Annotated in this window: 29 protein-coding genes and 1 pseudogene; 15 read left to right on the top strand and 15 right to left on the bottom strand. The window is 61.5% G+C overall.

Features of this window, described 5'->3' with window-relative positions:
- Nucleotides 1-527: 527 nt before the first annotated feature.
- Nucleotides 528-1,526: a polysaccharide deacetylase gene (locus C5J22_RS07875; RefSeq protein ID WP_105437810.1), complete on the bottom strand. Its 999-nt coding sequence runs from the start codon at nt 1,524-1,526 to the stop codon at nt 528-530.
- Nucleotides 1,527-1,792: 266 nt separating this feature from the next.
- Here C5J22_RS07875 and C5J22_RS07870 point away from each other — a divergent pair, with 266 nt between their 5' ends.
- Together C5J22_RS07870 and der are read left to right on the top strand one after the other, a co-directional pair.
- Nucleotides 1,793-2,464: a tetratricopeptide repeat protein gene (locus tag C5J22_RS07870; RefSeq protein WP_105437809.1), complete on the top strand. Its 672-nt coding sequence runs from the start codon at nt 1,793-1,795 to the stop codon at nt 2,462-2,464.
- Nucleotides 2,465-2,495: 31 nt separating this feature from the next.
- Entirely contained in the window at nt 2,496-3,923 is a 1,428-nt protein-coding gene (der, locus tag C5J22_RS07865; RefSeq protein WP_046632835.1) for a ribosome biogenesis GTPase Der, read from the top strand.
- Between the two features lie 239 nt (nt 3,924-4,162).
- Here the strand turns inward: der and C5J22_RS07860 are convergent, their stop codons facing one another.
- Nucleotides 4,163-5,224: a glycosyltransferase family 1 protein gene (locus C5J22_RS07860; RefSeq protein WP_105437808.1), complete on the bottom strand. Its 1,062-nt coding sequence runs from the start codon at nt 5,222-5,224 to the stop codon at nt 4,163-4,165.
- A 176-nt stretch (nt 5,225-5,400) separates the two neighbouring features.
- On the opposite strand from C5J22_RS07860, the gene C5J22_RS07855 reads away from it, so the two are divergent.
- Genes C5J22_RS07855 through C5J22_RS07845 form a run of 3 tightly spaced genes read left to right on the top strand, consistent with a single transcriptional unit; the run spans nt 5,401 to nt 6,498 of the window.
- Nucleotides 5,401-5,646 carry a type II toxin-antitoxin system VapB family antitoxin gene (locus C5J22_RS07855; RefSeq protein WP_105437807.1) on the top strand — a complete coding sequence of 82 codons (246 nt, stop codon included), beginning with the start codon at nt 5,401-5,403 and terminating at the stop codon, nt 5,644-5,646.
- The gene (locus tag C5J22_RS07850; RefSeq protein WP_046666590.1) at nt 5,643-6,074 is read left to right on the top strand and encodes a type II toxin-antitoxin system VapC family toxin; all 432 of its coding nucleotides are present in this window, start codon (nt 5,643-5,645) and stop codon (nt 6,072-6,074) included. The genes C5J22_RS07855 and C5J22_RS07850 overlap by 4 nt, the downstream gene beginning before the upstream one ends.
- A 16-nt stretch (nt 6,075-6,090) precedes the next feature.
- Nucleotides 6,091-6,498, top strand: coding sequence for an OsmC family protein (locus C5J22_RS07845; RefSeq protein ID WP_105437805.1), 408 nt, complete (start codon nt 6,091-6,093; stop codon nt 6,496-6,498).
- 32 nt (nt 6,499-6,530) lie between these two features.
- Here C5J22_RS07845 and C5J22_RS07840 read toward each other — a convergent pair whose 3' ends face one another.
- Together C5J22_RS07840 and C5J22_RS07835 are read right to left on the bottom strand one after the other, a co-directional pair.
- Complete coding sequence (locus C5J22_RS07840) at nt 6,531-7,049, bottom strand: hypothetical protein (RefSeq protein ID WP_105437804.1); 519 nt, start codon at nt 7,047-7,049, stop codon at nt 6,531-6,533.
- Nucleotides 7,050-7,203: 154 nt separating this feature from the next.
- A complete protein-coding gene (locus tag C5J22_RS07835) occupies nt 7,204-8,118 on the bottom strand; it encodes a sugar kinase (RefSeq protein WP_105437803.1) in 915 nt (304 codons plus the stop codon).
- A gap of 155 nt (nt 8,119-8,273) precedes the next feature.
- Between C5J22_RS07835 and C5J22_RS07830 the strand changes: the two genes are divergently transcribed.
- Complete coding sequence (locus tag C5J22_RS07830; protein WP_105437802.1) at nt 8,274-9,914, top strand: alpha-glucosidase; 1,641 nt, start codon at nt 8,274-8,276, stop codon at nt 9,912-9,914.
- Between the two features lie 6 nt (nt 9,915-9,920).
- Here C5J22_RS07830 and C5J22_RS07825 read toward each other — a convergent pair whose 3' ends face one another.
- From C5J22_RS07825 to C5J22_RS07810, 4 genes are all read right to left on the bottom strand, one after another.
- The gene (locus C5J22_RS07825) at nt 9,921-10,334 is read right to left on the bottom strand and encodes a GFA family protein (RefSeq protein WP_105437801.1); all 414 of its coding nucleotides are present in this window, start codon (nt 10,332-10,334) and stop codon (nt 9,921-9,923) included.
- A gap of 109 nt (nt 10,335-10,443) precedes the next feature.
- Nucleotides 10,444-10,977: an SRPBCC family protein gene (locus C5J22_RS07820; RefSeq protein ID WP_105437800.1), complete on the bottom strand. Its 534-nt coding sequence runs from the start codon at nt 10,975-10,977 to the stop codon at nt 10,444-10,446.
- Nucleotides 10,974-11,399 (bottom strand): helix-turn-helix transcriptional regulator, encoded by a 426-nt coding sequence (locus C5J22_RS07815; RefSeq protein WP_105437799.1) that lies wholly within the window; start codon nt 11,397-11,399, stop codon nt 10,974-10,976. The genes C5J22_RS07820 and C5J22_RS07815 overlap by 4 nt, the downstream gene beginning before the upstream one ends.
- Nucleotides 11,400-11,477: 78 nt before the next feature.
- Nucleotides 11,478-12,380, bottom strand: coding sequence for an AraC family transcriptional regulator (locus tag C5J22_RS07810; RefSeq protein WP_105437798.1), 903 nt, complete (start codon nt 12,378-12,380; stop codon nt 11,478-11,480).
- Nucleotides 12,381-12,587: 207 nt separating this feature from the next.
- Between C5J22_RS07810 and C5J22_RS31080 the strand changes: the two genes are divergently transcribed.
- The 4 genes from C5J22_RS31080 to C5J22_RS07795 are packed head-to-tail and all read left to right on the top strand — an operon-like array spanning nt 12,588 to nt 13,837.
- A complete protein-coding gene (locus C5J22_RS31080; protein ID WP_172746564.1) occupies nt 12,588-12,725 on the top strand; it encodes a hypothetical protein in 138 nt (45 codons plus the stop codon).
- Nucleotides 12,718-13,077 (top strand): Atu4866 domain-containing protein, encoded by a 360-nt coding sequence (locus tag C5J22_RS07805; protein WP_105437797.1) that lies wholly within the window; start codon nt 12,718-12,720, stop codon nt 13,075-13,077. Before C5J22_RS31080 ends, C5J22_RS07805 begins: the two co-directional genes overlap by 8 nt.
- Before the next feature lie 56 nt (nt 13,078-13,133).
- Nucleotides 13,134-13,559: a putative toxin-antitoxin system toxin component, PIN family gene (locus C5J22_RS07800; protein ID WP_105437796.1), complete on the top strand. Its 426-nt coding sequence runs from the start codon at nt 13,134-13,136 to the stop codon at nt 13,557-13,559.
- Entirely contained in the window at nt 13,556-13,837 is a 282-nt protein-coding gene (locus C5J22_RS07795) for a toxin-antitoxin system HicB family antitoxin (protein ID WP_105400441.1), read from the top strand. Before C5J22_RS07800 ends, C5J22_RS07795 begins: the two co-directional genes overlap by 4 nt.
- On the opposite strand, the gene ade is transcribed toward C5J22_RS07795, so the two are convergent.
- The 3 genes and pseudogenes from ade to C5J22_RS31615 all read right to left on the bottom strand — a co-directional run bounded on the left by ade (nt 13,838) and on the right by C5J22_RS31615 (nt 16,629).
- Nucleotides 13,838-15,535 (bottom strand): adenine deaminase, encoded by a 1,698-nt coding sequence (gene ade / locus C5J22_RS07790; RefSeq protein WP_105437795.1) that lies wholly within the window; start codon nt 15,533-15,535, stop codon nt 13,838-13,840. It abuts the gene before it with no gap.
- An 83-nt stretch (nt 15,536-15,618) separates the two neighbouring features.
- Nucleotides 15,619-16,347, bottom strand: a pseudogene (locus C5J22_RS07785) (threonine/serine dehydratase); the annotation flags it as partial.
- A gap of 27 nt (nt 16,348-16,374) precedes the next feature.
- Nucleotides 16,375-16,629, bottom strand: coding sequence for a hypothetical protein (locus C5J22_RS31615; RefSeq protein WP_245440321.1), 255 nt, complete (start codon nt 16,627-16,629; stop codon nt 16,375-16,377).
- A gap of 48 nt (nt 16,630-16,677) precedes the next feature.
- Between C5J22_RS31615 and C5J22_RS07780 the strand changes: the two genes are divergently transcribed.
- Complete coding sequence (locus C5J22_RS07780) at nt 16,678-17,139, top strand: Lrp/AsnC family transcriptional regulator (protein WP_105437794.1); 462 nt, start codon at nt 16,678-16,680, stop codon at nt 17,137-17,139.
- Between the two features lie 59 nt (nt 17,140-17,198).
- Here the strand turns inward: C5J22_RS07780 and C5J22_RS07775 are convergent, their stop codons facing one another.
- Complete coding sequence (locus C5J22_RS07775) at nt 17,199-18,305, bottom strand: branched-chain amino acid ABC transporter substrate-binding protein (protein WP_105437793.1); 1,107 nt, start codon at nt 18,303-18,305, stop codon at nt 17,199-17,201.
- 1 nt (nt 18,306) lies between these two features.
- Here C5J22_RS07775 and C5J22_RS07770 point away from each other — a divergent pair, with 1 nt between their 5' ends.
- Nucleotides 18,307-18,588, top strand: a complete 282-nt coding sequence (locus C5J22_RS07770; RefSeq protein WP_105437792.1) for a hypothetical protein — start codon at nt 18,307-18,309, stop codon at nt 18,586-18,588.
- On the opposite strand, the gene C5J22_RS07765 is transcribed toward C5J22_RS07770, so the two are convergent.
- Nucleotides 18,585-19,025, bottom strand: coding sequence for a MarR family winged helix-turn-helix transcriptional regulator (locus C5J22_RS07765; protein ID WP_105437791.1), 441 nt, complete (start codon nt 19,023-19,025; stop codon nt 18,585-18,587). The two genes, C5J22_RS07770 and C5J22_RS07765, sit on opposite strands and share 4 nt — an antisense overlap.
- Before the next feature lie 275 nt (nt 19,026-19,300).
- Here C5J22_RS07765 and C5J22_RS07760 point away from each other — a divergent pair, with 275 nt between their 5' ends.
- Together C5J22_RS07760 and C5J22_RS07755 are read left to right on the top strand one after the other, a co-directional pair.
- Nucleotides 19,301-20,140, top strand: a complete 840-nt coding sequence (locus C5J22_RS07760; RefSeq protein ID WP_105437790.1) for an alpha/beta fold hydrolase — start codon at nt 19,301-19,303, stop codon at nt 20,138-20,140.
- A gap of 356 nt (nt 20,141-20,496) precedes the next feature.
- On the top strand, nt 20,497-21,084 hold the full coding sequence (locus tag C5J22_RS07755; RefSeq protein ID WP_105437789.1) for a nucleotidyltransferase family protein: 588 nt from the start codon (nt 20,497-20,499) through the stop codon (nt 21,082-21,084).
- 96 nt (nt 21,085-21,180) lie between these two features.
- Here C5J22_RS07755 and C5J22_RS07750 read toward each other — a convergent pair whose 3' ends face one another.
- Both C5J22_RS07750 and C5J22_RS07745 read right to left on the bottom strand, forming a co-directional pair.
- Entirely contained in the window at nt 21,181-21,870 is a 690-nt protein-coding gene (locus tag C5J22_RS07750) for a bifunctional 2-polyprenyl-6-hydroxyphenol methylase/3-demethylubiquinol 3-O-methyltransferase UbiG (protein ID WP_172746563.1), read from the bottom strand.
- A 494-nt stretch (nt 21,871-22,364) separates the two neighbouring features.
- Nucleotides 22,365-23,693 (bottom strand): aspartate aminotransferase family protein, encoded by a 1,329-nt coding sequence (locus C5J22_RS07745; protein ID WP_105438112.1) that lies wholly within the window; start codon nt 23,691-23,693, stop codon nt 22,365-22,367.
- 339 nt (nt 23,694-24,032) lie between these two features.
- Between C5J22_RS07745 and C5J22_RS07740 the strand changes: the two genes are divergently transcribed.
- Nucleotides 24,033-26,036 carry a GAF domain-containing protein gene (locus C5J22_RS07740; RefSeq protein WP_105437787.1) on the top strand — a complete coding sequence of 668 codons (2,004 nt, stop codon included), beginning with the start codon at nt 24,033-24,035 and terminating at the stop codon, nt 26,034-26,036.
- Nucleotides 26,037-26,040: the final 4 nt, after the last annotated feature.

The raw sequence follows: 26,040 nt of genomic DNA, 5'->3' as shown, positions 1-26,040 counted from the left end.
GGTGGTTTTGCCTGCCCCGACCGTTTCCTGCAGCTTTTGGGGAGTTGTCAGTTCCCGTTCCACCACGTTCGACGGCCATCACCGGAAACCGGGGTCCGAAAACCCTTGGAGGAGAATTCCGGTTCGCGAACCCGGTTTCCCATCCGATGACGGGTCAATTATGGAGCGGGTTTCGGGAGGCGGGGACGGACGGGGACGTGAATGCGGGTAAGGAGTTGATGAGGCTGGACGGGTTTTTCGCGGGTGGGTGAAATCGTCCCCGGCAAAGACCCCTCCCGGCCTGCCGGCCACCCTCCCCACAAGGGGGAGGGACATATGCCGTGCGCTCACCGTTCTCCATCGTGGGCATGGATGTTTCCGAAGATGACGAGGTCATATCTTCGATCGCGAGAGTGCCCAGAGGCCGATGTTCGAGGTTGATAGTTTGGCGCCGGCATAGCGGCTTGGTCTCCCTCCCCCTTGTGGGGAGGGTGGCCGGCAGGCCGGGAGGGGTCTTTTACTCCCAAACTCTCAGGCCTATCGAAATCCTACAGCCCCGACGCCACTCGCGGTTTCTCCCGTTCGCGGATCAGCCTGATCGCCTCCGAATAACTCGCGCAGGCGACGTCCTCGCGCGCGCAGACTTCGGTCACCAGCCGTTCCATCGCCCGCCAGTAGGCGCCGCCGTTCATTTCGACGAAATGCAGGCCGATCTGGAGGGGGATGCGGTCGCCGTCATACTCCTTATCGAAAGCGGCCTTGAAGGCGGAATAGGCGCGTTCCTCGAATTCGGCGGAACTGCTCGGATTGTCGATACCGCCGGAATGGCGGATGAAGAGGTTGTAGTCCATGGCGATGATCGGCCGATTGGATGGGCCTTCCGGGATAAGCGGCAGTCCGAAGCGGATGAGGCCGCCCTTTTCGTCCGGCATCATCGGGCCCTTGGTGACGAGGCTGGCGTCATAACGGACGCCGGCCCGTCTTTCGGCTTCGACCAAGCCGGGACCGATGGAAAAATAAGGAGCGCGGAAACCTGTGATCCCGGTCGCGACGAAGTTCTTCCAGCCTGGAGGTTCCTCCGATCCGGCGCCCACGGTCTTCCAGGCATCGGTCATCACGTCGTAAAAGGTGCTGAACTCGGCGGTCCAATCGGCCGCCGTCCAGTCCTTGCCGTCGAAATGGCCGCAGGTATGGCTGGAAATGTCGTGGCCTTCGAGATGCGCCTGCCAGACGTGGCCTAGCCTTTCGCGGGCCTCGGCAGCCGTCTGGGCAAAGCCGATATTCGATTTGCCGGGCCTCTCATTCGGCCCCTGATAGCTTTTGGCATTGGCGCGCTCGATGACCAGCGTGCATGAGAGAAAGTAAGTGAAATGAGCATTGGTGCGCCGGGCGAGATCGCGGCTGCGCTGCCAGAGATTGTTGGCGCCGGCGCCGTCGAAGGAGACCATCACCAGCTGTTTCGGCTTGCCAGAGGTATTGTCCGCTGCATTGGCTGCGAGGGGCGCGGCGAGAAGACAGAGGGCGAGGGGGAGGGCAAGCGAACGCATAAGGTACCTGAATCATGGCGAAGGGCAGCGGGCTTTGTGGCCGCAGAATAAGGCGAAGCTTTGAGCGGGTAGCTTTAAGTGCGGATTCCGGCCGAAAGGCCGCCAACCAGCGCTCCCGGGCGGGTGTTTTTCGCTTTGCGCTCACCGTCCTGGCAAAACCGGCGCCCACTTTTGCGCGACAGGAGTTAAGGGGGGCCTTACATCTCAGGGAAAATAGGCTAGAAGGCGCTTTTCCGCATGATGGGCCGGTTGGGCCGGAGACTTTGATGGCGCAGGACGACGACAGTTTTATTCGCGAAGTGAACGAGGAACTTCGCTCCGATCAGTTCAGGGGGGCATGGCAGCGTTACGGCAGGGTCGTGATCGCGGTCGCTGTGCTGATCGTCGTCGGTACGGCCGGCTATCGCGGTTACGAATACTGGGACACGCATAATTCCTCGCAGTCCGGCGACCGTTTTCTGGCGGCCTTGAAGCTTGCTTCGGAAAACAAGAACGACGAGGCGCTCGCCGCCTTCGAAGCACTCGAAAAAGACGGCACCGGCGCCTATCCCGTGCTCGCCAAGCTGCGCGCCGGCTCGGTGCAGCAGTCCAAGGGCGATGCAGCCGGGGCGATTGCCACCTTCTCGGCAGTCGGCAAGGACAATGCAGCGCCGCAGTCGATGCGCGACCTTGCCAGGATGCGCGCCGCATGGCTCCTGATCGACAACGGTACCTATGAACAGGTGGCCGCCGAGGTGCAGCCGATGGCGGTGCCGGCCAACCCGCTTGCCAATTCCGCCCGCGAGGCGCTTGGTCTTGCCGCCTATAAGGCCGGCAACTTCGCGCAAGCCAAGGAATGGTTCCAGCAAATTGCCAATGATGCCTCTGCGCCGCGTAACGTCGCCAACCGCGCGCAGATCATGCTCGACAACATCGCCTCTTCAGGCAAGGCGCCCTGACGGTTTTCGCCCAGGGCTTTAAGGATACAGAATGAGCTTCACCGTCGCCATCGTCGGACGCCCGAATGTCGGCAAGTCCACGCTTTTCAATCGCCTGGTTGGAAAGAAGCTGGCGCTTGTCGACGACACGCCGGGCGTCACTCGCGACCGCCGTCCGGGCGACGCGAAGCTCATCGACCTGAGATTCACGATCATCGATACCGCCGGTCTCGAAGAGGCGGGACCCGAGACGCTCGAAGGCCGCATGCGCGCCCAGACCGAGGCCGCGGTCGACGATGCCGACCTGACGCTGTTCGTGGTCGATGCCAAGTCGGGCCTGACGCCGCTCGACAAGACCTTCGGCGAGCTTCTGCGCCGCAGCGGCAAGCCGGTCGTGCTGGTCGCCAACAAGTCGGAAGCGCGTGGTTCCGACGCGGGTTTCTACGATGCCTATACGCTGGGTCTCGGCGAGCCGGTGCCGATCTCGGCCGAACACGGCCAGGGCATGATCGACCTGCGCGACGCGATCGTCGAGGCGCTCGGCGAGGAGCGGGCGTTTCCGGAAGACGATGACGAGGCGGAGACCAATATCGACGTCCGGGATTCCGATTTTGCGGACGATGCCGAGGACGAGGCCGAGCCGGAATACGACGAGACCAAGCCGCTGCGCGTCGCCATCATCGGCCGCCCGAATGCCGGCAAGTCGACGCTGATCAACCGTTTCCTCGGCGAGGACCGGCTGCTGACCGGCCCGGAAGCGGGCATCACCCGCGACAGTATCTCGGTCGAATGGGAATGGCGCGACCGCACCATCAAGATGTTCGACACCGCCGGCATGCGCAAGAAGGCGCGCGTCCAGGAGAAGCTCGAAAAGCTCTCTGTTGCCGATGCGCTGCGCTCGATCCGGTTCGCCGAGACGGTGGTGATCGTTTTCGACGCGACCATTCCCTTCGAAAAGCAGGACCTGCAGCTCGTCGACCTGGTGCTGCGCGAAGGCCGGGCCGCCGTGCTTGCCTTCAACAAGTGGGATCTGGTCGAGGACACGCAGGCGGTGCTCGCGGATCTGCGCGAAAAGACCGAACGGCTGCTGCCGCAGGCGCGGGGGCTTCGCGCCGTGCCGATTTCCGGCCAGACCGGCTACGGGCTCGACAAGCTGATGCAGAGCATCATCGACACGGACAAGGTGTGGAACAAGCGCATCTCGACCGCCAGGCTCAACCGCTGGCTCGACGGCGTGCAGACCCAGCATCCGCCACCGGCCGTCTCCGGGCGCCGCCTGAAGCTCAAGTACATGACCCAGGTCAAGGCCCGCCCGCCGGCCTTCATGGTGTCCTGCACCAGGCCCGACGCGCTGCCGGAAAGCTATATCCGCTACCTGATCAACGGGTTGCGTGCCGATTTTGATATTCCGGGCGTGCCGATCCGCATGCATTTCAAGGCGGGTGAAAACCCCTTCGAGGGACGCAAGAAGAAGCGGTAAGGGGCTTCATGCCCCTCATCCGGCTGCCGCCACCTTCTCCCCGTTTTGACGGGGAGAAGGACGCAAGCCGCGAGCTCCCAGTGCAAACCGCTCCATCGGAATGCTGCCGTTTTTTGCAGCGATAACGTTAGCGAAAACTGTGCGGCATCGTTTCCTTCTCCCCGTCAAAACGGGGAGAAGGTGCCCGGCAGGGCGGATGAGGGGCAGCCCCAAGGCGAGAGCCCCGTGAGCGGCTGCGGCTACACCGCCGAAGGCCGAATTCCACCGCGTGGGGCCGGCAGTTTCGGCCGCCCTTGGGCGATCAGCACGTTGTTCAGGAACTGTTTCGATGCCGCTTCCCAGGTGAACTTGCGGGCAAGCGTCCGGGCGTTTTCGCGCGAGCAGCCGAGCGCCGCAAGGCAGGCTTCGCGCAGGTCTTCGCTGAGCGCCCCGGCGCCCGAACCTTCCTCGATGATGTCGATCGGGCCGGTGACCGGGTAGGCGGCGACCGGCACGCCGCTGGCCAGCGCCTCGAGGATCGTGTTGCCGAACGTGTCGGTCTTCGAGGGGAAGACGAAGACGTCGGCCTGGGCATAGGCGCGGGCGAGGTCCTCGCCGGTCTTCATGCCGGTGAACAGCACGTTCGGATAACGTCTCTGCAGATCGGCGCGCGCCGGGCCGTCGCCGACCACGACCTTGGAGCCGGGCAGGTCGAGATCGAGGAAGGCGGGCAGGTTCTTCTCCACCGCGACGCGGCCAACGGTCATGAAGATCGGGCGCGGCAGGTCGAAGGGACGCTCGTCGAGATCCATCGGGTGGAACATGGTCTGGTCGATGCCACGGCTCCAGCGTAGCAGGTTTTTGAGGCCGAGCTTGGCGAGTTCGCGCTCGAGGCTGGCGGTCGCAACCATGCAGCCATTGCCGGCATTGTGGAACCAGCGCACGAAGCCATGCAGCCAGCGGACCGGGATCGGGAAGCGCGCCGACACGTATTCCGGAAAACGGGTGTGATAGCTGGTCGAGAAGGGGATGTTGTTCTTGAGGCACCAGCGGCGGGCGAGCAGTCCGAGCGGGCCTTCGGTGGCGATATGCACGGCGGTCGGCATCGACGCCTCGATGGCGCTGGCGATCTGCCAGTAGGTGGCGACTGACAAGCGGATCTCCGGATAGGTGGGGCAGGGAACGCTGGTGAAATCCTGCGGCGTCACCATTGCCACGTCGACGCCCATCTGGGCGAGTTCGCGGTTGGTATTCTCGATCGAACGGACGACACCGTTTACCTGAGGGTACCAGGCATCCGTCACGATGGTTATTCTTGTCATGGAAGGCCGAGCCCGGTTGCCGATCCGTCCACGACTCGCGCCAACGGACACGTTTTCAGCCTTCTATCGGAAAAGTTTGTTACAGGCTGATGAAGGGTGCATGTCGGGCGCCTCAGAGCGGAATTGCCGCGGATCGGGAAAGATGATATCCAATTCCTCCGAGGGAGATATCTCAGATGCCGCTTTTCGTTCGCGACGAGGAAATCGCCGAGATGACTGTCGAGCTGCAGGGGCTTTTGAAAGTCCCCACCAAGACTGAGGCTTTGCGCCAAGCCTTGCGCCACGAGCTGGAACGGGTCAGGGCAACGGTGCCGCTCAAGGAACGGCTGACAAAGGCGCGAGCCATGGCCGATGCGCTGGGGCCTTCCAATTCCGACTTCGATCAGAAGGCCTTCACCGACGACCTCTGGGACGATCTCTGATGTTTATCGATGCCTCGGTCATCGTTGCGATCCTGAAACCGGAAGAGGATGCCGATGAGCAGATGCGGCGGCTCGATGACGCGGGCGGGCCGTTCTACGTGTCCCCGCTCGTCAGAATGGAAGCCAGCCTTTCGCTGGCACGGGCCAAGGCAGAGGCTTTGGGCAAGGATAAAAGACCGACGCCGGAAATGGTCCAAGGCGCTGGCGCGGCAGTTGATGAGTTCATGATCGCGCTTGCGGCAGAAGAGATCGCTATCTCCCCGGAGATCGGTTTGGCGGCGCGTGAGGCAGCGGTTCGTTATGGAAAGATCGTCGGCCACAAGGCCAAGCTCAATCTCGGCGACTGTTTCACTTATGCCTGTGCTTCCAGCATAGGACAGAAGATCGCCTACAAGGGCGGGGATTTTATTCACACCGACATGGCGTGAGAGCGGAGGATTGCCCATGATTACGTCGACCGTCGAGCTTCGCAACGTGGCCGGAACCGAGGCGGCTTTGGGCTGGGCCGGCAGCCATACGATCGTTGTCGACCGGCCGGAGGGCAAGGCCGGCGGGCGCAATCTCGGGTTCAACGGCGGACAGCTTCTGGCGCTGGCGATCGGCGGGTGTTTCTGCAACGACCTCCGATACGCGGCGCACGAGATGAACATCGATATCGAGGATATCGCCGTCAGCGTCACCCTCCAACTTGAGGGCGCGCCGCTGATCGCCGTCGGCGCCGAGCTCGACGTCATCTGCACCTCGGGCGACGGTAGCGACACCCAGGCCCTGATCGAACGCGCCAAAAGCGTCTGCACGGTCGCCAATTCGGTGATGCGGGGGTTTCCGGTATCGTTCCGGGTCGCCGGCTGACCCTCGAGCGAGGGCAGCCGACGCCGGGGCGGTTAGTTGGCGGCGATGGTGAATTCCTGATCGAAAGTCGAGGTCTGGCCGCCGCTCATGTCGTGGATCGTGTAGGTCAGGGTATATTTGCCAGCCGGAGCGCCCGTCAGCGTCAGGGTGAAATCCATGGAGAATTCCATGTTGGCGTTGTGGCTCTGCAGGACATTGGTGGAGAAGGCCTTCTGGTCGAGCATGACCTCGCCGTTCGCCGCCTTGATCTTCAGGTCCGACACGAAGTTGAGTTCGTACATGTCGTGGGGAAGCTCTTTCCACCCAAATCCGATCGGCTCGACATAGGTGATGACCTTTTCACCCGGCTTGAAAATGCTGGACTGCTTTTCCTGATAGATGCCGTAGCCGGTGGAGGGCGCGGTGACGAAGGTCACCAGACGCTCCGTCAGGCCGAGCTTTCCCCATGCCTCGTAGGTCTTTGTTTCGGCCTTGGTCAGGGCATCGATCGGAGCGGAGTGTGCGGCCGGGGAGAGGGCCAGGACGGTCAGGAAGGCAAGCGCGATACGCATTTTCTGTTCCTCGTTGAGAGCGATCGTTTCATCGATCCCAACCCTGTCACATAATGACTGAGAATTGATTTATGACGCAGCGAGGAAATCAGCCGGACATTTTCGCCGGTTTCGATCTCTGCCGTCGGTCGCTGTCGGCTGTGTCCGTCGGTGTTCAGCCCGGCAGCAGCGCCGGGCTGATGAGGGCGCCGTGGTGACCGATGACGACGGACGCGACCGAGGCGCCGTAGGCCGCGGCCTGTGCCGGCGGGGTGCCACGGACGAGGCGTGACAGGAAGGCGCCGTTAAAGCTGTCGCCGGCGCTGGTGGTGTCGACGAGCTGGGCGGTCCTGACCGAAGGGACATGGACGGGAGCGGTGCCTGCGAAGCTCAGCGTTGCGCCATCCGCGCCGTTCTTGACCACGACGTCTCCGACGCCGAGCGCATGGTAGCGGGCGATGGTGTCGGCCACCGTCGCGTCGCCGAAATGGGTGGTCTCGTCGTCGAAGCTCGGCAGGACCAGCGAGGCCGCGCGGGCGCCTGCCTCGATCGTCTGCAGCATATAATCCCCGTTCGGCCAGAGGCGGGGGCGGATGTTCGGGTCGAAGGCGACCATCTTGCCGGAAGCCTTGGCGCGGCGCAGTTCCGACAGCAGCGTCTCGACCGCTTCCGGGCTAAGGATGCCCAGCGTGATGCCGGAGAAATAGAGGATGTCGGCAGCCTCGATGGCACTGCGCAGATGGTCGGCATCGTCGGCGAGTTTCCTGGCGGCGGCGGTGTCGCGCCAGTAGCTGAAGGTGCGTTCGCCGTTCTTCAGCGTGATCAGGTAGAGGCCCGGCGTCTTGCCTTCGATGCGGCGGACGAAGCTCGTGCCGATGCCGGCATCCCTCATCATCGACAGCATTTCGGTCGACAGCGGATCGTCGCCGACCGCGGTGAAATAATCCACCGACCATTCGGCCGGCAGGCAGGCCCGCGCGTACCAGGCGGTGTTGAAGGTGTCGCCGGCAAAGCCCTTGCGCAACAGGCCTTCGCCCGCCTGCGACAGCTCCACCATGCATTCGCCAATCGAAAGAAGCCGTCCGCCCATTGCATCTCTCCCGTGTTTTGAAATTCGCATAGGCCGAAGTTTCAGCCGTGGCAAGGGAGCAGTCTCGGAACTTGGCAGAGCCTTGCTTTTGCGTTGTCTTTTAAGCCGGGGGCACTAGGTTGGCCTGGAACATTTGACGGAAGGAGAGTCCAAAGATGGCGACGCAGGCGGTCGATGCAAACTGGTGGCGCGGCGCGGTGATCTACCAGATCTATCCGCGCTCCTTTCAGGACACGACCGGCGACGGGATCGGCGACATCAAGGGCATCACCGAGCGCCTGCCGCATGTCGCCTCGCTTGGCGTCGACGCGATCTGGCTTTCGCCCTTCTTCACCTCGCCGATGGCCGACATGGGCTATGACGTCTCCGACTACTGCAATGTCGATCCGATGTTCGGCACGCTCGCCGATTTCGACGAGATGATGGCGGAGGCCGATCGCCTTGGGCTGAAGGTGATCATCGACCAAGTGATTTCCCACACCTCCGACCGGCATCCGTGGTTCGTCGAAAGCCGATCCAGCCGCACCAATCCGAAGGCGGACTGGTATGTCTGGGCCGACCCCAAGCCGGACGGCACGGCGCCGAACAATTGGCTGTCGATCTTCGGCGGGCCGGGCTGGGAATGGGACGGCGTGCGCAAGCAATATTACATGCACAACTTCCTGATCGCCCAGCCGGATCTCAACTTCCACAATCCCGATGTCCAGAACGCCATGCTGGACACGGTGCGTTTCTGGCTCGACCGCGGCGTGCACGGGTTCCGGCTCGATACGGTCAACTACTATTTCCATGACAAGCAGCTGCGCAACAATCCGCCGATGGTCTACGACACGGACGGCGCCGGCATGGAGACGGATACCAATCCCTATTCGATGCAGAACCACCTCTACGACAAGAGCCAGCCGGAGAATATCGAGTTCCTGAAGCGGCTCAGGGCGCTGCTCGACACCTATGAGGGACGCGCGACGGTCGGCGAGGTCGGCGACGGCCCACGCTCGCTGACGACGCTTGCGATCTATACCAGCGGCAACGACAAGCTGCATATGTGCTACACGTTCGACCTGCTCGGCCCGGCCTTCAACGCCGCCTACATCCGCAAGGTGATGACGACCGTGCAGGACACGGTGACCAACGGCTGGGTGTGCTGGGCCTTTTCCAACCACGACGTGATGCGGCACGTGACCCGCTTCATCGAGGCTCCGGAAGAGCAGGATCGCATCGCGAAATTGTCGATCACACTGATCTCGGTTCTGCGTGGCTCGATCTGCCTCTACCAGGGCGAGGAGCTGGGGCTGACCGAGGCGGAGCTTTCCTACGAGGACCTGCGCGACCCCTATGGCATCCGCTTCTGGCCGGCCTTCAAGGGGCGCGACGGATGCCGCACGCCGATGGTGTGGGAGGCAAGCGAACCGCATGCGGGCTTCACCACGGGTTCGAAGACCTGGCTGCCGGTTCCGGGCGAACATGCGGCGCGAGCCGTCGATGCGCAGGAGGGGCTTTCGGAGTCCGTGCTGCACCATTACCGGGCGGCACTCACCTTCCGCAAGGCGCATCCGCCGCTCGTCGACGGCGACATGACCTTCCTCGATACCAATCAGGACCTGCTCGCCTTCGTGCGCGAAAAGGGCGGCGAAAAACTGCTGTTCATTTTCAACCTGACCCGCAGGGCCCAGGATTTCACCCTGCCGAAGCGGCTCAGCGAAATCCTGCCAGTCAACTTGCCGGGCTTCATGTCGCGGCTCGACAAGGGCGTGGTGCAGCTCGACGCCCTCGACGTGTTCTGCGCCCGGGTGTGAAGGTTTTTAAGTCGGCGGCATATTCTCGAATTTCGGCAGGGCCGGATCGAGATGGTCCCAGGCGTGGCCGGCGGCGTGCCAGGTCACGAATTGCGGCTTGTACCGGCTCGGATCGTCGAGGCTGCCGGCGCGGATGACGAAATAGTCCGGCATGGCGGGGAACGTCATGTAGACCGGCGAACCGCAGGTGGGGCAGAAGGCCCGCCTCTTGACCGTTCCGCCGTCGCCGGTCGCCTCCCAATGGGTCGCCTTGCCCTCGACCTTGACGGCAGCGCTTGGGAAGGTGAGGTGGGAGGCGTGGCCGGTGCCGCTTTCGCGCTGGCACTGGCGGCACTGGCAATCGACCATGACCGCCGGTTCGGCAGAGATCTCATAACGAAGTGCGCCACAGGCGCATCCGCCCGTAAAAGAGGTGCTCATATCTTGTCTCCATGGGATGGCGCCAACCGCGGACGGAAGGGTTCGGCTGAGACCTCCGCCCGGGTCCGAGGCGTCCTCGGGACCATGGGGCGGAGGCGACAACGATGCTTCAAGCCGGGATGCGGCGGTCGTATTCTTCCTTGAGGCGGCTCCAGCCTTCCCAGAACGGTTCAGGCTTGGCGCCGGTTGCCCGGGCAACCAGGATGTCGAGATGCATGTGCCAGCCGGCGCCGACCATGACCATGTTGCGGCGATCGGAGATCCGCCGGTGGGTGACGGTGAGCAGGATTTCGCTGCCGGCCGGCTGAAGTTCAAAGCTGACCTCGCCGCGTGGGGGCCACGAGAAGACGAGCCGATGCGGAGGCTCGAAGGCGATCACCTCGCTCTGCATGCTGTGTTCGGCGGGAAAACCCTCAGGCTTGCCTTCCGACGAATCGGACAGTTCGTCGTTACGCCAGGTGAGTTCGAAGGAACTGCCCGCCTGTGCCGGTATCATGCCCGACGCGAGCCACTGGCGGCGCAGATCGCTGTCGGTGAGGTAGTCCCAGATCCGCTCGATGGGGCCGGGCAACCGGCGCTGGATGCTGAAAGCGAAAGGTTCGGCTACAGCGCCGTATTTGTTCAAGGATGTCATGTCGTTCATTGGTCTTCTCCCGTTTCAGGTTCAGTTTCAGATTTCTGTGGGGCAGGGGATTTCAGCGGGCGCTTCCGGATTTCGTCCGGAGCACTCTTTTGAGCGTCCTCCTCCCTGAGAAGGCGTTCCAGGATATCGAGCCTGCTGGTCCAGAAGCGCTCATAGAAGGTGAGCCATTCATGGGCGGTCGCAAGCGGGCCGGGTTCGAGGCGGCAGAGATGGGTGCGGCCGTGGATCTCGCGGCGGATCAGCCCGGCGCCTTCCAGCACCTTGATGTGTTTCGAGGCCGCCGCGAGCGACATGTCGTGCGGCTCGGCCAGCTGGCTGACCGTGCGCTCGCCCTGTGCCAGCTCGCGGAGCATGCGGCGGCGCGTGCCGTCGCTGAGGGCGTGAAAGACCGTATCGATCGGATGTATGTTTAATTCAACCATGTGGTTGAATATGCGCGCACGGAATTTTATTGTCAACCGATCGGTTGAATAACTTTGGAGAAGAGGGAATCGGGCGGATCAGGCCTGGGCGTAACGGACCGGTTCGCTTCTGAGCCTGGTGATATCCTGGATCGGCGGGGCGCCGAACAGGCGGCGGTATTCGCGACTGAACTGCGAGGGGCTATCGTAACCGACCTGATGGGCGGCGGTGGCGGCATCCATGGCATTGCCGAGGATGAGGCGGCGGGCCTCCTGCAGGCGCAGCTGCTTCTGGTATTGCAGCGGGCTCATCGCCGTCACCTCGCGAAAATGCTGGTGCAGCGAGGACGTGCTCATGCGCGCTTCGATCGCCACCTGCTCGATCGAAAAGGGGGCGGAGAAGTTCTGGCGGATCCAGGAAATAGCCCGGTTGACCTGCTGCAGCCGGTTTTCAGGGGCGAGGATCTGACGGATCATCTCGGCCTGGTCGCCACGCAGCAGCCGGAACATCAGTTCGCGCTCGATCAGCGGCGCGAGATAGGCGATCTCGTCGGGCTTACCGAGAAGCTGGGCGAGGCGGAGTGCGGCATCCAGGAATTCCGGCGTGGTGTGACTGAGGCCGATGCATTTTTTTCGCATGGCCGGGACACCTGCTGCTGCCGGCATGTCCACCAGCATCTCGCTCAGCAGCTTCAGGTCGAGATCGAGGCGCAGGCAGAGATAGGGCTCTTCCTGATTAGCCTCGATGACCTGGCCGGTGACCGGCATGTCGACCGAGACGACCAGATACTGGCCGGGGCTGTAGCGAAAGATCTCCTCGGCCAGCATGACCTGTTTCGCCCCTTGCGCAATGATGCACACCGCCGGCTGATGGATGGCGTGCAGCGGCTCGGTCGGCTTCGACATGCGGATCACCGACAGGCGCGGGATCACTGTCTCGAACACGCCGTCGCCATCGGTGTTTTGTGCAATCAGCCGGGCAAGTTGATTGAGTTTTTCCATCTTGGGCCTCGTGCGGAGTTGTGAATGCCGGAAATACAGGATTCCGCGGTTTGGTGTGGGCACCATATGGTGGCGCTGTTGGCCGTTTCAATCGAGCTTCGGAGGATTGTGCAATCATGCCGGAGGACTGGTCTACCGCTCGCCCGCTGCTTTCCACCATATTCGGCTCGTCCGATCGAACCAGCCCGGACGCAAATGGAGATGGTGATGAGCAATTTTCAGCGCTTACTTGAAAGCCCCATCCATTGGGTCGCCGATTTTGCCGGCGGTTTCCTCAAACGCTCTCGCGGCACGGAAAGACGCCGCCGCGAACGGATGCTCAGGAGGGAATATCTCAATGGCTGAACGGTTTTTTCGCGCCCTCTCGGGTTTCCGAGCCCCGCTCGCGTTTGCCGCCGCCTTCACCTTGGTCGCGACGTTTACGGCGCTTGCACACGACATCAGGCAAGAGGAGAAAACCATGACCGAGCATCCCTATGCCGGAATGTGGGTGACCGAGGACAACCACATCCGTCACGAACTGCTGCCGAACGGCCGCTATGTGGAAGCGCGCGGCACCCGCGAAAAGGCCTATGAGGGCCGCTACTGGGTGAACGGCGACCATATCGACTACAAGGACGACACCGGCTTTACCGCCGACGGCGATTTCCGCGACGGGGTGCTTTATCATGCGGGGATGGTGCTGAGGCGGCGGTGAGGGCGGCGGTGCCTGGATATTGAAACATCCCATGGGATGTATTATCGTCGGAGACGATGAAACGCGTGGTGCTCGATACCAATGTTCTGGCTGCCGGTTACCGAAGCCGTGGTGGAGCGTCCTATGCTATTTTGCAGTCCATAGGGTCGCGGCAGATCCGACCCCTTGTCACCGTGGCTCTGTTTCTCGAATACGAAGCGGTTCTCAAAAGAGCAGAACACATGAACGTGCATGGAATGGCATGGGCCGACATCGACCGGGCTCTTGCGGGTTTTCTGACATTGGCCGAGTCAGTTGATGTTCACTACCAATGGCGACCGCAGCTTTCAGACGCAAAAGACGAAATGGTGCTCGATGCAGCGCTTAACGGACGTGCGGACGCATTGATAACGCACAATGTTCGAGATTTCGAGCAGGCAAGGAAGCCATTTGGACTCCGAATATTAAAGCCCAGCGAACTGTTGGAGGAACTGAGGACATGAGTACAAATACATATCCGTTGAAACTCCCAGCGTCGATCAAGGCGGCCGCTGCACGACTGGCCAAAGAGGATGGCGTGTCTCTGAACCAGTGGATCGCGTCGGCGGTCGCTCAGAAAGTTGGAGTAGTAGAGACGGCGGCGGAATTTCTCAAGAAACGTGCTGGAAACGCGACGCCAGAGGATTTTCTCAAGTCGCTTGAAAACGTCCCCGACAATCCACCCATGGAAGGCGACGAGCTTCCTGAGGGGTGGATGAAGGCCAAAGGCTATCAGAAATAGTCACCCGATCAGCGCAAACCTATCCACATCCACCATGCCCTTGTCGGAAATCTTCAGGTGCGGAATGACGGGCAACGGCAGGAAGGCGACCTGGAGGAAGGGTTCCTGGAGCGTGGTGCCGAGCGCATAGGCGGCCTGGCGGAGGTGGTGGAGAGTGTCGCGGACCACTTCGTAGGGCTCGAGGCTCATCAGGCCCGCGATGGGCAGGGCGATTTCCCCGGTGACCTTGCCGTCCTCGACCACCACGAAGCCGCCGTGGATTTCGCCGAGCCGGTTGGCGGCCATCGCCATGTCGTCCTCGCTGACGCCGACGACGCAGATATTGTGGCTGTCATGCCCGACAGTCGAGGCGATCGCCCCCTTCTTCAATCCGAAACCCTGAACGAAACCATTGGCATGGTTGCCGTTCTTGCCATGCCGCTCGATGACCGCGACCTTGATAATATCGCGGTCGAGATCGACGCCGGTCTGGTTGCCGTTTGCGGGCAGGCGGTAGCGGCGGTGTTCGGTGATGATCTTGCCTGGCATCACGCCGATGACCGGCGTTTCGCCCTCCGTGAAGGGCACGCCGAAATGCATCGCCTGCACCGGGCGTGCCTTGACGCTGTCGAGGCCGACCGGGGCGACGGGTCTGCGGGTGGCGAAAAGTTCGTCGGTGACCTTGCGGCCGGCGGAGAACACCATCTCGGCCTTGCAGTTTTCGAGGCTGTCGACGACGACGAGATCGGCCCGCCAGCCAGGTGCGACGAGGCCGCGGTCGCGCAAGCCGAACGCCTTGGCGGCGGAAATCGAGGCGGCGCGGTAGACGGCGAGCGGTTCGACGCCATGGGCGATCGCGGTGCGGATCATGTAGTCGAGATGGCCCTGTTCGGCGATGTCGAGCGGATTGCGGTCGTCGGTGCAGAGCGCGAGATAGGGTGACAGCCGCTCGGTGAGGAGCGGCATCAGGGCGTGGAGGTCTTTCGAGACAGAGCCTTCGCGCACCAGGATATGCATGCCCTTGCGGATCTTTTCGAGCGCCTCCTCGGCGGTGGTGCATTCATGCTCGGTGCGGATGCCGGCGGAGAGATAGCCGTTCAAATCTTTGCCGCGCAGCAGCGGCGCGTGACCGTCGATATGGTCGCCGTAGAAGGCGTCGAGCTTGGCGAGGCAGATCGGGTCCTTATAAATGACGCCAGGAAAATTCATGAATTCGGCAAGGCCGATGACCTTGGAGTGATCGCGGAAGGGTAGCAGCTTTTCGATCGGCAGGTCGGCGCCGGCCGTCTCCAGATGAGTGGCCGGCACGCAGGAGGAGAGCTGGACGCGGATGTCCATGATCGTTTCCAGCGAGGAATCCAGGAAGAACTGGATGCCCTCGGTCCCGAGCACGTTGGCGATCTCGTGGGGATCGCAGATCGCCGTCGTCACCCCATAGGGCAGGACACAGCGGTCGAACTCGTGCGGCGTCACCAGCGAGCTCTCGATGTGGAGATGGGTGTCGATGAAGCCCGGGACGACGATCTTGCCGGAAATGTCGATTTCAGTCTTGCCGGTATAGTCGCCGCAGGTGCCGACGATACGGTCACTGCTGATGGCGATGTCGGAGGCGACGAGTTCGCCGGTGACGAGATCGAAGAATTTGCCGCCCTTCAGCACGATATCGGCGGGTTCGCGGCCGGTGCCCTGGTCGATGAGGGTTTCGAGACGGGTGGTCATGGCGGGCTCCTCGCGCTGAATCAGTCGCCTAACCTAACCGTTCAATGAGGAAACGGGGAGAGGCGACCGATGCAGGCGGAACGTCATGCGATATCGGTGCGGACATTGCCGCCGCAGAGGATGGTGGCGACGGTTCGGCCTTTGAGGTTCGCGCCGTTTTCCAGGAGACCGGCAATGCCGGCGGCGCCGGCTTCCTCGACGACGAGGCCGTAATGGATGCGGCAGAATTCCCGCGCCTCGCGGATGGCCGCTTCGCTCGCTTCCCAGACCTCGTCGACGGTCGTCCTCATGCAGTCCAGTGCATAAGGAACGCACTCCCGAACCGCGATGCCATCGGCTGCGGTTGCTGCGGTCTCCGTGGTGACGAGCCGGCCGGTTTCATGAGATTGCTTCATGGCGGGCGCATTGGCGGCGACCACACCGATGACCTTGCAGTTGGGTGCCTTGGCACGGATCCAGGTGCCGATCCCGGTCAGAAGCGCGCCATTGCCGAGCGGCACGAGGATGGCGTCGAGTCCAACGGCTTGCCGGGAGAGGCGCTCGGTGATTTCCAGCGCGATCGTGCCTGCCCCTTCGGCGATACTCCGCAGGGCGCCGTCTTCGACAAAGGGGCAGCCATGCGCTTGCGCATAGGCACGCGCGGCGGCTTTGGCGGCGTCGAAATCGATGCCTTCCAGCCGCACCTCGGCGCCGAGCCGGCGCATTGCTTCGACCTTGCCGGGATTGGCGGTGGTGGCGGAAAAGATCACCACCCTGCGTCCGCGCGCCCGGCCGGCATAGGCGAGCCCCTGGCCGAAATTGCCGGCGGAGGCGGAGACGACGGGGTGGTCGCCAGCCGGTTAGTTCTGCATCCACCAGTCGGTGCCGCGTCCCTTGAAGGAGCGGATCGGATTCAGCGTCTCCACTTTTGCCAGCAGGCGAAGGCCGAGAGCCGTATTGGCCGTCTGCTGCTCGATCAGCGGGCTGTTGGTGAAGACGGGATCGATGCTTTTCGAAGCAGCGAGAATGCCGTCGGCGGAAGGGTGTGGCTGGTTCCGGGTCATGGCGTTAAGATGCCAACGAAAAGCCGGCAGGATTCCTGAAATCATGCTCATGATCAGGAATATTTCCCGGAATTTGCTTTGAAGCCGGGAAATCTTCTCATGGCATTGACGAAAGCCGATCGTGAAATCCTCAAGCTCATGCAGCGGGATGCGACCATCACCTTGAACGAGCTTGCCGAGCGCGTGGGTCTGTCGCCGTCCTCGGCACAGCGGCGGCTGCAGAAGCTTCGGGAGGACAAGGTGATCCTGCGGGACGTTTCGATCGTCGATCCGAAAAAGGTCGGCATGGCCGTTTCCATGCTGGTCGAGGTGGAACTGGAGCGCGACCGGCCGGAGCTCATGCCGCCTTTGCTGCGCTGGGTGGCGGATACGCCGGAGGTGCAGGAGGCCTGGGGTACGTCCGGCCGGGGCGATTTCACGCTGGTGATCCTCGTCCAGTCCGTCGAGCATTTTGATGTGCTGGCGGACCGGATGATGGAGATGAACCCGAATATCCGCAAATTCACGACGAGCGTCGTGCTGAAGACGCTGAAGCGGACGCTGGCGGTTCATGTCGAGTGAGGCGGCTCAAAACAAACGGGCGCCCGAAGGCGCCCGCCGGTCATGTGATTTGAAAGATGTCACTCGGCGGCGACGATCTTGCCGTCTTCCCATTTGAACAGGGAAAAACTCTGCGAGGTGAGGTCGCCCGTCTTGCCGTAGGTGAGCTTGCCGATGGCAGTGGCGATCGGTTCGCCGGACTTGATGGCCGCGGCCACCGCTTCCGCATCTTCGGCGCTCTTTGCCTTTTCGATGCCGGCCTTGATCACTTCGACGGCGGCATAGGCGTTCAGCGTGAAGGCTTCGGCGGGGATCTTGCGGGCGGCGAGGGCTTCGGCGGCAGCCTTGGAATCCGGGCTCTTGGTCGCGTCGGAGGCGTTGGTAAAGACGGTGCCGGCCGCAGCCTTGGTGCCGATGTTCCAGAACTCGCTGTTCGACAGGCCGTCGCCGCCGATGATCGTTGCCTTGACGCCGAGATCGGCGAGCTGGCGGGCGAGCAGGCCGCCTTCCGGATGGTAACCGCCGAAATAGATCACGTCGACATTCTGCGACTTCAGGCGGGTCGTCAGCGCGCTGAAATCCTTGTCGCCGGGGGTGACTGCGTCGTCGAGCACTTCCTTGACACCACCGGCGTTCAGAGCTGCCTTGAAGGCGTCTGCGAGGCCTTTGCCATAGGCGCCCTTGTCGTTGATGATCGCGACTTTCTTGTCCTTGAAGGCTTTCAGGACGTAATTGGCGGCAACCACGGCCTGCTGGTCGTCGCGGCCGCAGGTGCGGAACACGTTGGTGAGGCCGCGGCTGGTGAGGGCCGGGGTGGTCGCTGTCGGAGTGACCATCAGCACGCCGTTTTCGGCAAGCGCATCGGAAGCCGGCATGGCAACGCCTGACGTCACCGGACCGACCACGAAACGGATGCCTTCGCCGACCAGCTGGTTGGCCGCAGAAACGCCCTGCTTGGGTTCCGCAGCGTCGTCGGCCGCCTTCAGGACGACCTTTTCGCCGAGAATGCCGCCCTTCTTGTTGATCTCCGCAATGGCGGTTTCGGCGCCGTTCTTGACCTGGTCACCATAGGCCGCGACCGGGCCGGTGAGCGGGGCGATCAGGCCGATGACGATGTCGGCCTGGGCAAGCGGAGCGAAAGTCAGGGAGGCGAGTGCCGTTGCCCCCAGAAGCATCTTGAGGTTCATCTTGGTCTCCTTGGATGGGGGCTTCAACCCCGCGGTGAACGCCGCACCCCTACCTTCCGTCTTCGATATCGCGCCGGGCGCGGTCGTGCCAAGGACGGAAAGCGATGCGGTCGATACCGTGCCGAGCCATTTTTGGCTTTCGGCGGTCGGCAGCCAATTCTGTATGAATTTCGCCGGGATTCCGCAAGAAGATAACAAAACGGGACGGATTTTTGTGATTTTCACCAAGGAATGCGCGAAAATTCTGGATCTCGCCCAGATTCAGCGACGTATGCGAAACTAGGCCTTGCGCTCCAGAGCGGTGAGGAAGGTACGGACTTGACGGTTGAAAGCCTGGAATTCCTTCGGCGGCATGCCGGACCGTTCGATCAAAGTTTCGCCGAGGCATGTGCTCTTCGCGATCAGGACGCGGCCGGCGTCGGTCAACCAGACATGCACCTGGCGCTCGTCGGTCTTGCTGCGGCGGCGCTCCAGCAGCCCGGCCTGTTCGAGCCGCTTGACGGGCGGGGTGATGGTGCTCGATTCCAGGCCCAGCCTTTCCGCGATCGTGCCGATCGTCGAGCCGTCCTGTTCGCCGAGCACGCTCAGGACGAGGTACTGCGGATAGGTGATGCCCATGTCGTCGAGCATCGGCTTGTAGGCGCGATTGATGGCGATATGGGCCGCATAGAGCGAAAAGCAGAGCTGCTCGTCGAGCGGCGGAAGGGGGGAGGCGGGCATGCTTGCTCCGGTGCTGTTCCAGGTTCTTCCCGACATATAGCACAATTTTGATATCGCGATAAATATTTTTGTAGACACGATCGAAGAGTGCCGTTACCCATATGTTTATCGCGATAACAAATATCGAGGTATGGAGATCGCGATAATCCGAAGGGTGCGGTTCAAAGGAACGACACGCAACGGTACTATGAATGTCTGGTCGGCCATTTTTGCTGCCGCGCCCGCCATTCATGTCGCAGTCATTGAAAAATCAGTTTCGAAAGGACACGAGAACCATGACCAGCAATTTCATCACCACCAAGGACGGCACGCAGATCTTCTACAAGGACTGGGGTTCGAAGGACGCCCAGCCGGTCGTCTTCCATCACGGTTGGCCGCTCTCGGCCGACGATTGGGACGCCCAGATGCTGTTTTTCCTGCACCAGGGTTTTCGCGTCATCGCCCATGACCGCCGCGGCCACGGTCGTTCGACCCAGACCGAAACCGGCAACGAAATGAATACCTATGCTGCCGATGTTGCCGAGCTCGCCGCCCATCTCGATCTGAAAAACGCCATCCATGTCGGCCATTCGACCGGCGGCGGCGAAGTTGCCCGCTACGTTGCCCAGTATGGCGGCGGTGGCCGAGTGGCCAAGGCGGTTCTGATGGGCGCCGTGCCGCCGATCATGCTGAAGACGGACAATAATCCGGGCGGCCTGCCTCTCGAAGTCTTCGACGGTTTTCGCGCAGCGCTTGCCGCCAACCGCGCCCAGTTCTTCCGCGACGTTCCGGCCGGCCCGTTCTACGGCTTCAACCGGGAAGGCGCTACCGTTTCCGAAGGCGTCATCGCCAATTGGTGGCGGCAGGGGATGATGGGCGGCACCAAGGCCCATTACGATTGCATCAAGGCGTTTTCGGAAACCGACTTCACCGAAGACCTGAAGGCGATCGACGTGCCGGTTCTCGTCATGCATGGCGACGACGACCAGATCGTCCCGATCGCCGATTCTGCCCTGCTTGCGGTCAAGCTTCTCAAGAACGGTACGCTGAAGGTCTATGAAGGTTTTCCGCACGGCATGGCGACTACCCATGCAGATGTGATCAATGCCGACTTGCTGGCGTTCTTCAAGGGCTAAGGTTTCAGTTGAATGACATCGTCATCCGCTGAAGTCTGGCGGATGGCAGTGCGGCATCTCATTCCTCATCCCTGTAGTGAGCACGGGGATGAGGGAAGACAAAAAGACGGCCCTCGGGCCCAGCCCCGACCGAAATGTGGAATCCAAGTAGATACTCGTGCCGAATCCCCTTGCGGCATGGGTGTCCGGGGCGGTTTATCTTACTGGAAATATCTCGCGAAGCATTCTACGCACTCACCTGTCGCGAAACGTTGGTTTTTTCGACGTCGAAAAATTTGGTCGCAAAACTGTCGCTTTAATTGGGAGTTTCGCGACAGGCGGTTGCGAAGCTCATAAGCAAAAAAGGAGGGGAAGCTATGTCGCTTACGGAACAGCAGTTTTTTGAGTCCGTTCGGCGTAACCCTATAAATGGTGAAGTGTTAAGCCGGCTGCGTCCCCTCCAGATTCCCCAAGGCATTCTAACGGCTGGCTGCCTCGTGCAGACGGTTTGGAATCTAAAATCTGGCTACGATCCACAGTACGGGATAAAGGACTACGACGTCTTCTATTTCGATGATTCCGACTTATCATGGGACGCCGAAGATGCCGTCATTCGGCGGGTGCAGCAAGCCGTTGCCGATTTACCCGCAAAGGTGGAAGTCAAGAACCAAGCTCGGGTCCATCTCTGGTACAGGGAAAAGTTTGAAGCGGAATATCCGGCCTTAAAAAAGGCAGAGGATGGCATCGACCGTTATCTTACCCTTTGCACAAGAGTCGGTATTCGCCTTTCCGATTACAGCCTTTATGCTCCTGATGGCTTGGAGGATATGTGGAATGGCATCCTGCGCCTAAATCCCCTCAACCCTCAGCGTAAGTTATATCAGATTAAATGCATGGAATACTTAAAACGGTGGCCATGGCTGACGATCATTGACGGCCAAACAGAAGATTGCAATGCCCTATAAGAATGCCCTTTGTATTAAAGCAACTGTCATAAAGTGGCCATGCGAAGGGATTGGCGGAAGTCGATGGTTGCGTACCGCTATTCGACACCATCAGTGTTAAGTCTGATGGACCTTTCGGCCTGTCGCATGAAACAGCCGGGCCATTATCCTATAGGGATCGCGTACCGAAGCTGTCTGCTCAAGTGCAATCAGTGCGTCAGCGAGGTTATCGTCAAAGCTATCCGCATCGAGCTGATCCGAAAAGATGCGAATCCCCCTCCATTGGCAGTCATCAAAACCGCACCGCTTCATGAGATCGATGACCGCCGAAGGATCGTCACCGCGAGTGCTGATGCCAAGGTTGCCCATGCTGCTGGCTGCGTCAGTCTCGATCAACTGCCGTGCAAGCGTGTAGTCTCCTCGGAAAGCTTCGCGAAACCCGCTGGAGAGCGCGTTCTTGGTCAGAATACTGAGCACGCCGCCATGGGTAACGTGATTTGACAATTTTTGAATCGCGGCGCTGCTGTCGTCTAGGTACATTAGTACCCCATGACAGCAGACTGCATCGAACGTCTGTTCTGGCTCGAAACTTTCGATATCGCCGACCGCAAAATTAAGCCGCTTGCGGGCTTTCTCGGGCAAATGGGCCTTGCGTAGATTTGCCCGGCGCAGCATTTCGGACGATGCATCGACGCCAAGGACATTGAACCCGGCTTCGCATAGACGCAGTGATATTTCGCCGTCGCCACACCCCATGTCCAGAACGGTTCCTCCCGCTGCTGTTAGTCCGGCCACGACCTCGAACACCAGCTCGTGTCGTATTCTTCCGCGTATCCCGTCCGAATATCTCTGGTAGTCGCTTCCAACTCTTCCGAAATCATTTGGCGGCATATCGTCCCCCCTTATTTCCATCAATTAAAGATTCAATCGCATGAGCCTACTGATAAAACGCCTTTGATTCTGAAGGGTGCGCCATTGAGATGGATTTTGCCACAGCTCGTTTTAGCCACCCGTCCCGGCGTCCATAAGTTTGCATTCTAGTCCAACGTGACGCAATCCGGGCTCATCCATCTAGGCAGCGGTTCATATTCCGCCAGTAGGTCTTGACGAAGAGCCATCGCAAAAATCCTAAGTTTCGTGACAAAATCGGGAACACCGATTTTTCAGGGGAATATCTGTCGCAAAACTCATTCGCAAAAGTCGCAGTTTCGCGACAGATATTTGCGACAGAAAATATTCCACATTTAAGTTAGGGGCTGGGCCTTCGGGCCGCCTTTTCCGTACGGATAGCCAACCTCGCCTCAGATATTGCTCGTCAAGATCTCGCGCAGCTTGCCAAAGATCTCGTCGATATGATGCTTTTCGACGATCAGCGGCGGGGACATGGCAATCGTGTCGCCTGTTGTGCGGATCAAGAGGCCGTCTTCGTAGGCCTTCAGGAAGGCGGTGAAGGCGCGTTTGGTGGGTTCGCCGGCGATCGGGTCGAGTTCGATCGCGCCGATCAGGCCGAGGTTTCTGATATCGATGACGTTCGGCAGATCTTTCAGCGAATGCAGGCCCGCTTCCCAATAGGGGGCGATGTCACGGGCGCGGTCGAACAGGCCTTCTTCCTTGTAGGTTTCGAGCGTCGCGAGGCCGGCGGCAGAGGCGATCGGGTTGCCGGAATAGGTATAGCCGTGCATGAACTCGATCATGTGCTCCGGCCCGGTCATGAAGGCGTCGTGGATCTCGGAGGTGACGAAGACCGCACCCATCGGGATCACGCCGTTGGTGAGGCCCTTGGCGGTGGTGATGATGTCCGGCTTGACGTCGAAATACTGGGCCGCGAACGGCGCGCCCAGGCGGCCGAAACCGGTGATGACTTCGTCGAAGATCAGCAGGATGCCGTGCTTGGTGCAGATCTCGCGCAGCTTCTGCAGATAGCCCTTCGGCGGAATCAGCACGCCGGTGGAGCCGGCGACCGGCTCGACGATGACGGCTGCGACGGTCGAGGCGTCATGCAGGGTGACGATGCGCTCAAGCTCGGTCGCAAGATCGCCGCCATGCTCCGGCTCGCCCTTGGTGAAGGCGTTCTTGCCCGGCAGGTGGGTATGCGGCAGGTGGTCGACGCCGGTCAGAAGCGTGCCGAACATCTTTCTGTTGGAGACGATGCCGCCGACCGAGATGCCGCCGAAATTGACGCCGTGATAACCGCGCTCGCGGCCGATCAGGCGGAAGCGCGAGCCGTTGCCCTTCACGCGGTGGTAGGCGAGCGCCACCTTCAGCGCCGTCTCGACCGATTCCGAGCCGGAATTGGTATAGAGAACGTGGTTCATGCCCTCTGGCGCGATATCGACCAGGCGGTTGGCGAGTTCGAACGCCTTCGGATGGCCGAGCTGGAAGGCGGGCGCGTAATCCAGCTCGCCGGCCTGTTCGCGGATCGCCTCGGTGATCTTCGGGCGGCAGTGGCCGGCATTGACGCACCAGAGGCCGGCGGTGGCATCGAGCACCTGGCGGCCGTCATGGGTCGTGTAGTGCATATCCTTGGCACCGACGAAGAGGCGGGGTTCCTGTTTGAACTGGCGGTTTGCCGTAAACGGCATCCAGAACGCCCGAAGATCGTTGGGCGTGGTATTCAGGCGGTTGGACATGACATTCTCCATGGCCATTCGGTTTCTTCGGGTGGCCATTTCCCGGTCGGCGTCATTGCACCAAGTTTTGACTGCATGGTCAAATTATCAGGGGGATCGGAGGCGTCAACCGCCTTCGGAGCGAGGGCTGCGCGAATTCCCGCGTCCGTGCAAAAACCGCCGGACCGGCCCTGCCGGTCGAGGCGATCGCGCTAGGGTAGCGGTCCAGGCCTTCGGATTTCCAGCGAAGGCTCAAGATTTCAACGCGGTTTCCACCGGTCGTGAAATTTGATTGCGCCTCTCTGGTCTTTTGGCGAAAGCTGCCAATATCGCGTTAAAACTTCAATTCCGAGACCCTCATTGGCCGATCCCGATCCCAACGAAGACGTGCATATCGAGCGGCTGGAAGCGCTCGATGCCTATAACATCATGGACACCGAGCCGGAGCCGGAGTTCGACGATATCGTGCTTGTCGCGTCCACCCTCTGCGGCGCGCCCGTGGCGCTCGTCAGTCTGGTCGAGAGGGACCGGCAGTGGTTCAAGGCGCGCGTCGGGTTCGAGGCATGCGACACGCCGATCGAGCAGTCGGTCTGCGCCCATGCGCTCGGCAGTTCCGATGTGCTGGTCATCCCCGACCTGCAGCTCGACCAACGCACCCGTGCCAATACGCTCGTGACCGGCGAGCCGCATATCCGCTTCTACGCCGGTGCGCCGCTGATCACGCCGGACGAGGTGGTGATCGGCACTCTCTGCGTCATCGACGTCCAGCCTCGGCCGCGGGGGCTCGACGAGGGGCAGAAGGCGGCGCTGCAGGCACTTGCCCGGCAGGTCGTAGCACTTCTCGAAATGCGGCGCATCTCGCAGCGTAAGGACGACCTGTTCCGGCGCCAGAAGACCATCAGCGCCAATATTCGCTCCAGCGTCAATGCGAGCCTGGCGGCCCAGGAGGCGGGAAGGATCGGCACATTCGAAATCGATATCGCCACCTCGATGATGCGGGTCTCGCGGGAATTCTGCCGGATCTTCCACGTGCCCATCGCCGAGACCTATCCGACGCGGGTCTTCGAGGACATGGTGCTGCCGCAGGACAAGGGCCTGCAGTCCGACGATACGTCCCGGCAGCAGGGGGATGCGCCGCTCGACGTTGAATATCGCATTCGCGTGCCGGGATACGGCGTGCGCTGGATCGCCCGCAATGCCAGCTTTCGCCATGACGAGGCGGGCCGGCCGGTCAAGATGATCGGCACGGTCAGGGACGTGACCGCCGCCAAACGGGAGGCCGCCCGGGTGCAGGCCCTGCTCGATGTCGGCGACAGGCTGCGTGACCTCAGCGACATGGAATCGATGGCGATCGCTGCCGGCGACCTGATGGCCAGGGCGCTTGATGCGACGCGCGCCGGTTTCGGCATCGTCAACGCAGCGGACGAGACGGTGTCGGTACCGCCCGAATGGTGCGCCCCCGGCGTCAAGAGCCTTGCCGGGCTTCACCACTTCCGGGACTACGGGTCTTTTGTCGACGACCTGAAGCGCGGGGAGGCCGTTGTCATCGCCGACGTCGCCACCGACCCACGCACCCGCGACCACGCGCCGGCGCTTCTTGCGCTTGGCATCCGCGTGCTCGTCAACGTGCCGATCTTCGAACTCGGGCGCTTCAGGCTCGTCGCCTTCATCCATCACGACCAGCCTTATCCCTGGATGGAGGAAGAGATTTCTTTCGTCCGCAGCTTCGGCAATCGCATCCAGATCGCGATGTCGCGGGTTCAGGCCGAGCTGGAGCAGCAGATGCTCAACAGGGAAATGAGCCATCGGCTGAAGAACACCCTGTCGATGGTGCAGGCGATTGCCACCCAGACGCTCCGGCCGGTGGCGGAGCGGGGCCTCGTGGAGGCCTTCGAAAAGCGCCTGCACGCGCTCAGCACCGCCCACGACATCCTGTTCGAGCAGAACTGGACGAGCGCCTCGGTCTACGCGGTCGTCGACCGGACGATGAACGGGATCGGCATGCGTGACCGGATCGACGCGCAGGGTCCCAACGTGCGGTTCGGGCCGAAAGGCTCGCTTTCGCTTTCCCTGCTCCTGCACGAGTTGACGACCAATGCGGTGAAATACGGGGCGCTCTCCAACGATACGGGGCGGGTGGCGATCGACTGGCGCATCGAAGGCACCGGCGACGGCGCGATCTTCTACCTCTCCTGGCGGGAAACCGGCGGCCCGCCTCCGCGCGAGCCGGAGCGCAAGGGTTTCGGCTCCAAGCTTATTCGCATGGGTTTGATCGGAACCGGCGGTGTTCTCGTTAGTTATGGTCAACCGGGGTTCAGCGCTGAGATGACAGCTGTGCTCCTTCAGCTAGCACAGGCAGACTGACCGG

Origin of the sequence: Neorhizobium sp. T25_13 (assembly GCF_002968675.1) — a bacterium.
Taxonomy (GTDB): Bacteria; Pseudomonadota; Alphaproteobacteria; order Rhizobiales; family Rhizobiaceae; genus Neorhizobium; species Neorhizobium tomejilense.
This window is presented reverse-complemented; position numbering and strand designations above follow the sequence as displayed.

What these genes read in the sequence shown, in the direction of transcription:
- C5J22_RS07840 (WP_105437804.1), bottom strand. Translation starts at nt 7,049, where the DNA reads ATGCGTATCGCGCTTGCCTTCCTGACCGTCCTGGCCCTCTCCCCGGCC.
- C5J22_RS31080 (WP_172746564.1), top strand. Translation starts at nt 12,588, where the DNA reads ATGAGCAATTTTCAGCGCTTACTTGAAAGCCCCATCCATTGGGTCGCC.
- C5J22_RS07830 (WP_105437802.1), top strand. Translation starts at nt 8,274, where the DNA reads ATGGCGACGCAGGCGGTCGATGCAAACTGGTGGCGCGGCGCGGTGATC.
- C5J22_RS07780 (WP_105437794.1), top strand. Translation starts at nt 16,678, where the DNA reads ATGGCATTGACGAAAGCCGATCGTGAAATCCTCAAGCTCATGCAGCGG.
- C5J22_RS07775 (WP_105437793.1), bottom strand. Translation starts at nt 18,305, where the DNA reads ATGAACCTCAAGATGCTTCTGGGGGCAACGGCACTCGCCTCCCTGACT.
- C5J22_RS07860 (WP_105437808.1), bottom strand. Translation starts at nt 5,224, where the DNA reads ATGACAAGAATAACCATCGTGACGGATGCCTGGTACCCTCAGGTAAAC.
- C5J22_RS07825 (WP_105437801.1), bottom strand. Translation starts at nt 10,334, where the DNA reads ATGAGCACCTCTTTTACGGGCGGATGCGCCTGTGGCGCACTTCGTTAT.
- C5J22_RS07835 (WP_105437803.1), bottom strand. Translation starts at nt 8,118, where the DNA reads ATGGGCGGACGGCTTCTTTCGATTGGCGAATGCATGGTGGAGCTGTCG.
- C5J22_RS31615 (WP_245440321.1), bottom strand. Translation starts at nt 16,629, where the DNA reads ATGAGCATGATTTCAGGAATCCTGCCGGCTTTTCGTTGGCATCTTAAC.
- C5J22_RS07870 (WP_105437809.1), top strand. Translation starts at nt 1,793, where the DNA reads ATGGCGCAGGACGACGACAGTTTTATTCGCGAAGTGAACGAGGAACTT.
- C5J22_RS07805 (WP_105437797.1), top strand. Translation starts at nt 12,718, where the DNA reads ATGGCTGAACGGTTTTTTCGCGCCCTCTCGGGTTTCCGAGCCCCGCTC.
- C5J22_RS07875 (WP_105437810.1), bottom strand. Translation starts at nt 1,526, where the DNA reads ATGCGTTCGCTTGCCCTCCCCCTCGCCCTCTGTCTTCTCGCCGCGCCC.
- der (WP_046632835.1), top strand. Translation starts at nt 2,496, where the DNA reads ATGAGCTTCACCGTCGCCATCGTCGGACGCCCGAATGTCGGCAAGTCC.
- C5J22_RS07800 (WP_105437796.1), top strand. Translation starts at nt 13,134, where the DNA reads ATGAAACGCGTGGTGCTCGATACCAATGTTCTGGCTGCCGGTTACCGA.
- C5J22_RS07760 (WP_105437790.1), top strand. Translation starts at nt 19,301, where the DNA reads ATGACCAGCAATTTCATCACCACCAAGGACGGCACGCAGATCTTCTAC.
- C5J22_RS07755 (WP_105437789.1), top strand. Translation starts at nt 20,497, where the DNA reads ATGTCGCTTACGGAACAGCAGTTTTTTGAGTCCGTTCGGCGTAACCCT.
- C5J22_RS07845 (WP_105437805.1), top strand. Translation starts at nt 6,091, where the DNA reads ATGATTACGTCGACCGTCGAGCTTCGCAACGTGGCCGGAACCGAGGCG.
- C5J22_RS07820 (WP_105437800.1), bottom strand. Translation starts at nt 10,977, where the DNA reads ATGAACGACATGACATCCTTGAACAAATACGGCGCTGTAGCCGAACCT.
- ade (WP_105437795.1), bottom strand. Translation starts at nt 15,535, where the DNA reads ATGACCACCCGTCTCGAAACCCTCATCGACCAGGGCACCGGCCGCGAA.
- C5J22_RS07815 (WP_105437799.1), bottom strand. Translation starts at nt 11,399, where the DNA reads ATGGTTGAATTAAACATACATCCGATCGATACGGTCTTTCACGCCCTC.
- C5J22_RS07765 (WP_105437791.1), bottom strand. Translation starts at nt 19,025, where the DNA reads ATGCCCGCCTCCCCCCTTCCGCCGCTCGACGAGCAGCTCTGCTTTTCG.
- C5J22_RS07745 (WP_105438112.1), bottom strand. Translation starts at nt 23,693, where the DNA reads ATGTCCAACCGCCTGAATACCACGCCCAACGATCTTCGGGCGTTCTGG.
- C5J22_RS07810 (WP_105437798.1), bottom strand. Translation starts at nt 12,380, where the DNA reads ATGGAAAAACTCAATCAACTTGCCCGGCTGATTGCACAAAACACCGAT.
- C5J22_RS07795 (WP_105400441.1), top strand. Translation starts at nt 13,556, where the DNA reads ATGAGTACAAATACATATCCGTTGAAACTCCCAGCGTCGATCAAGGCG.
- C5J22_RS07855 (WP_105437807.1), top strand. Translation starts at nt 5,401, where the DNA reads ATGCCGCTTTTCGTTCGCGACGAGGAAATCGCCGAGATGACTGTCGAG.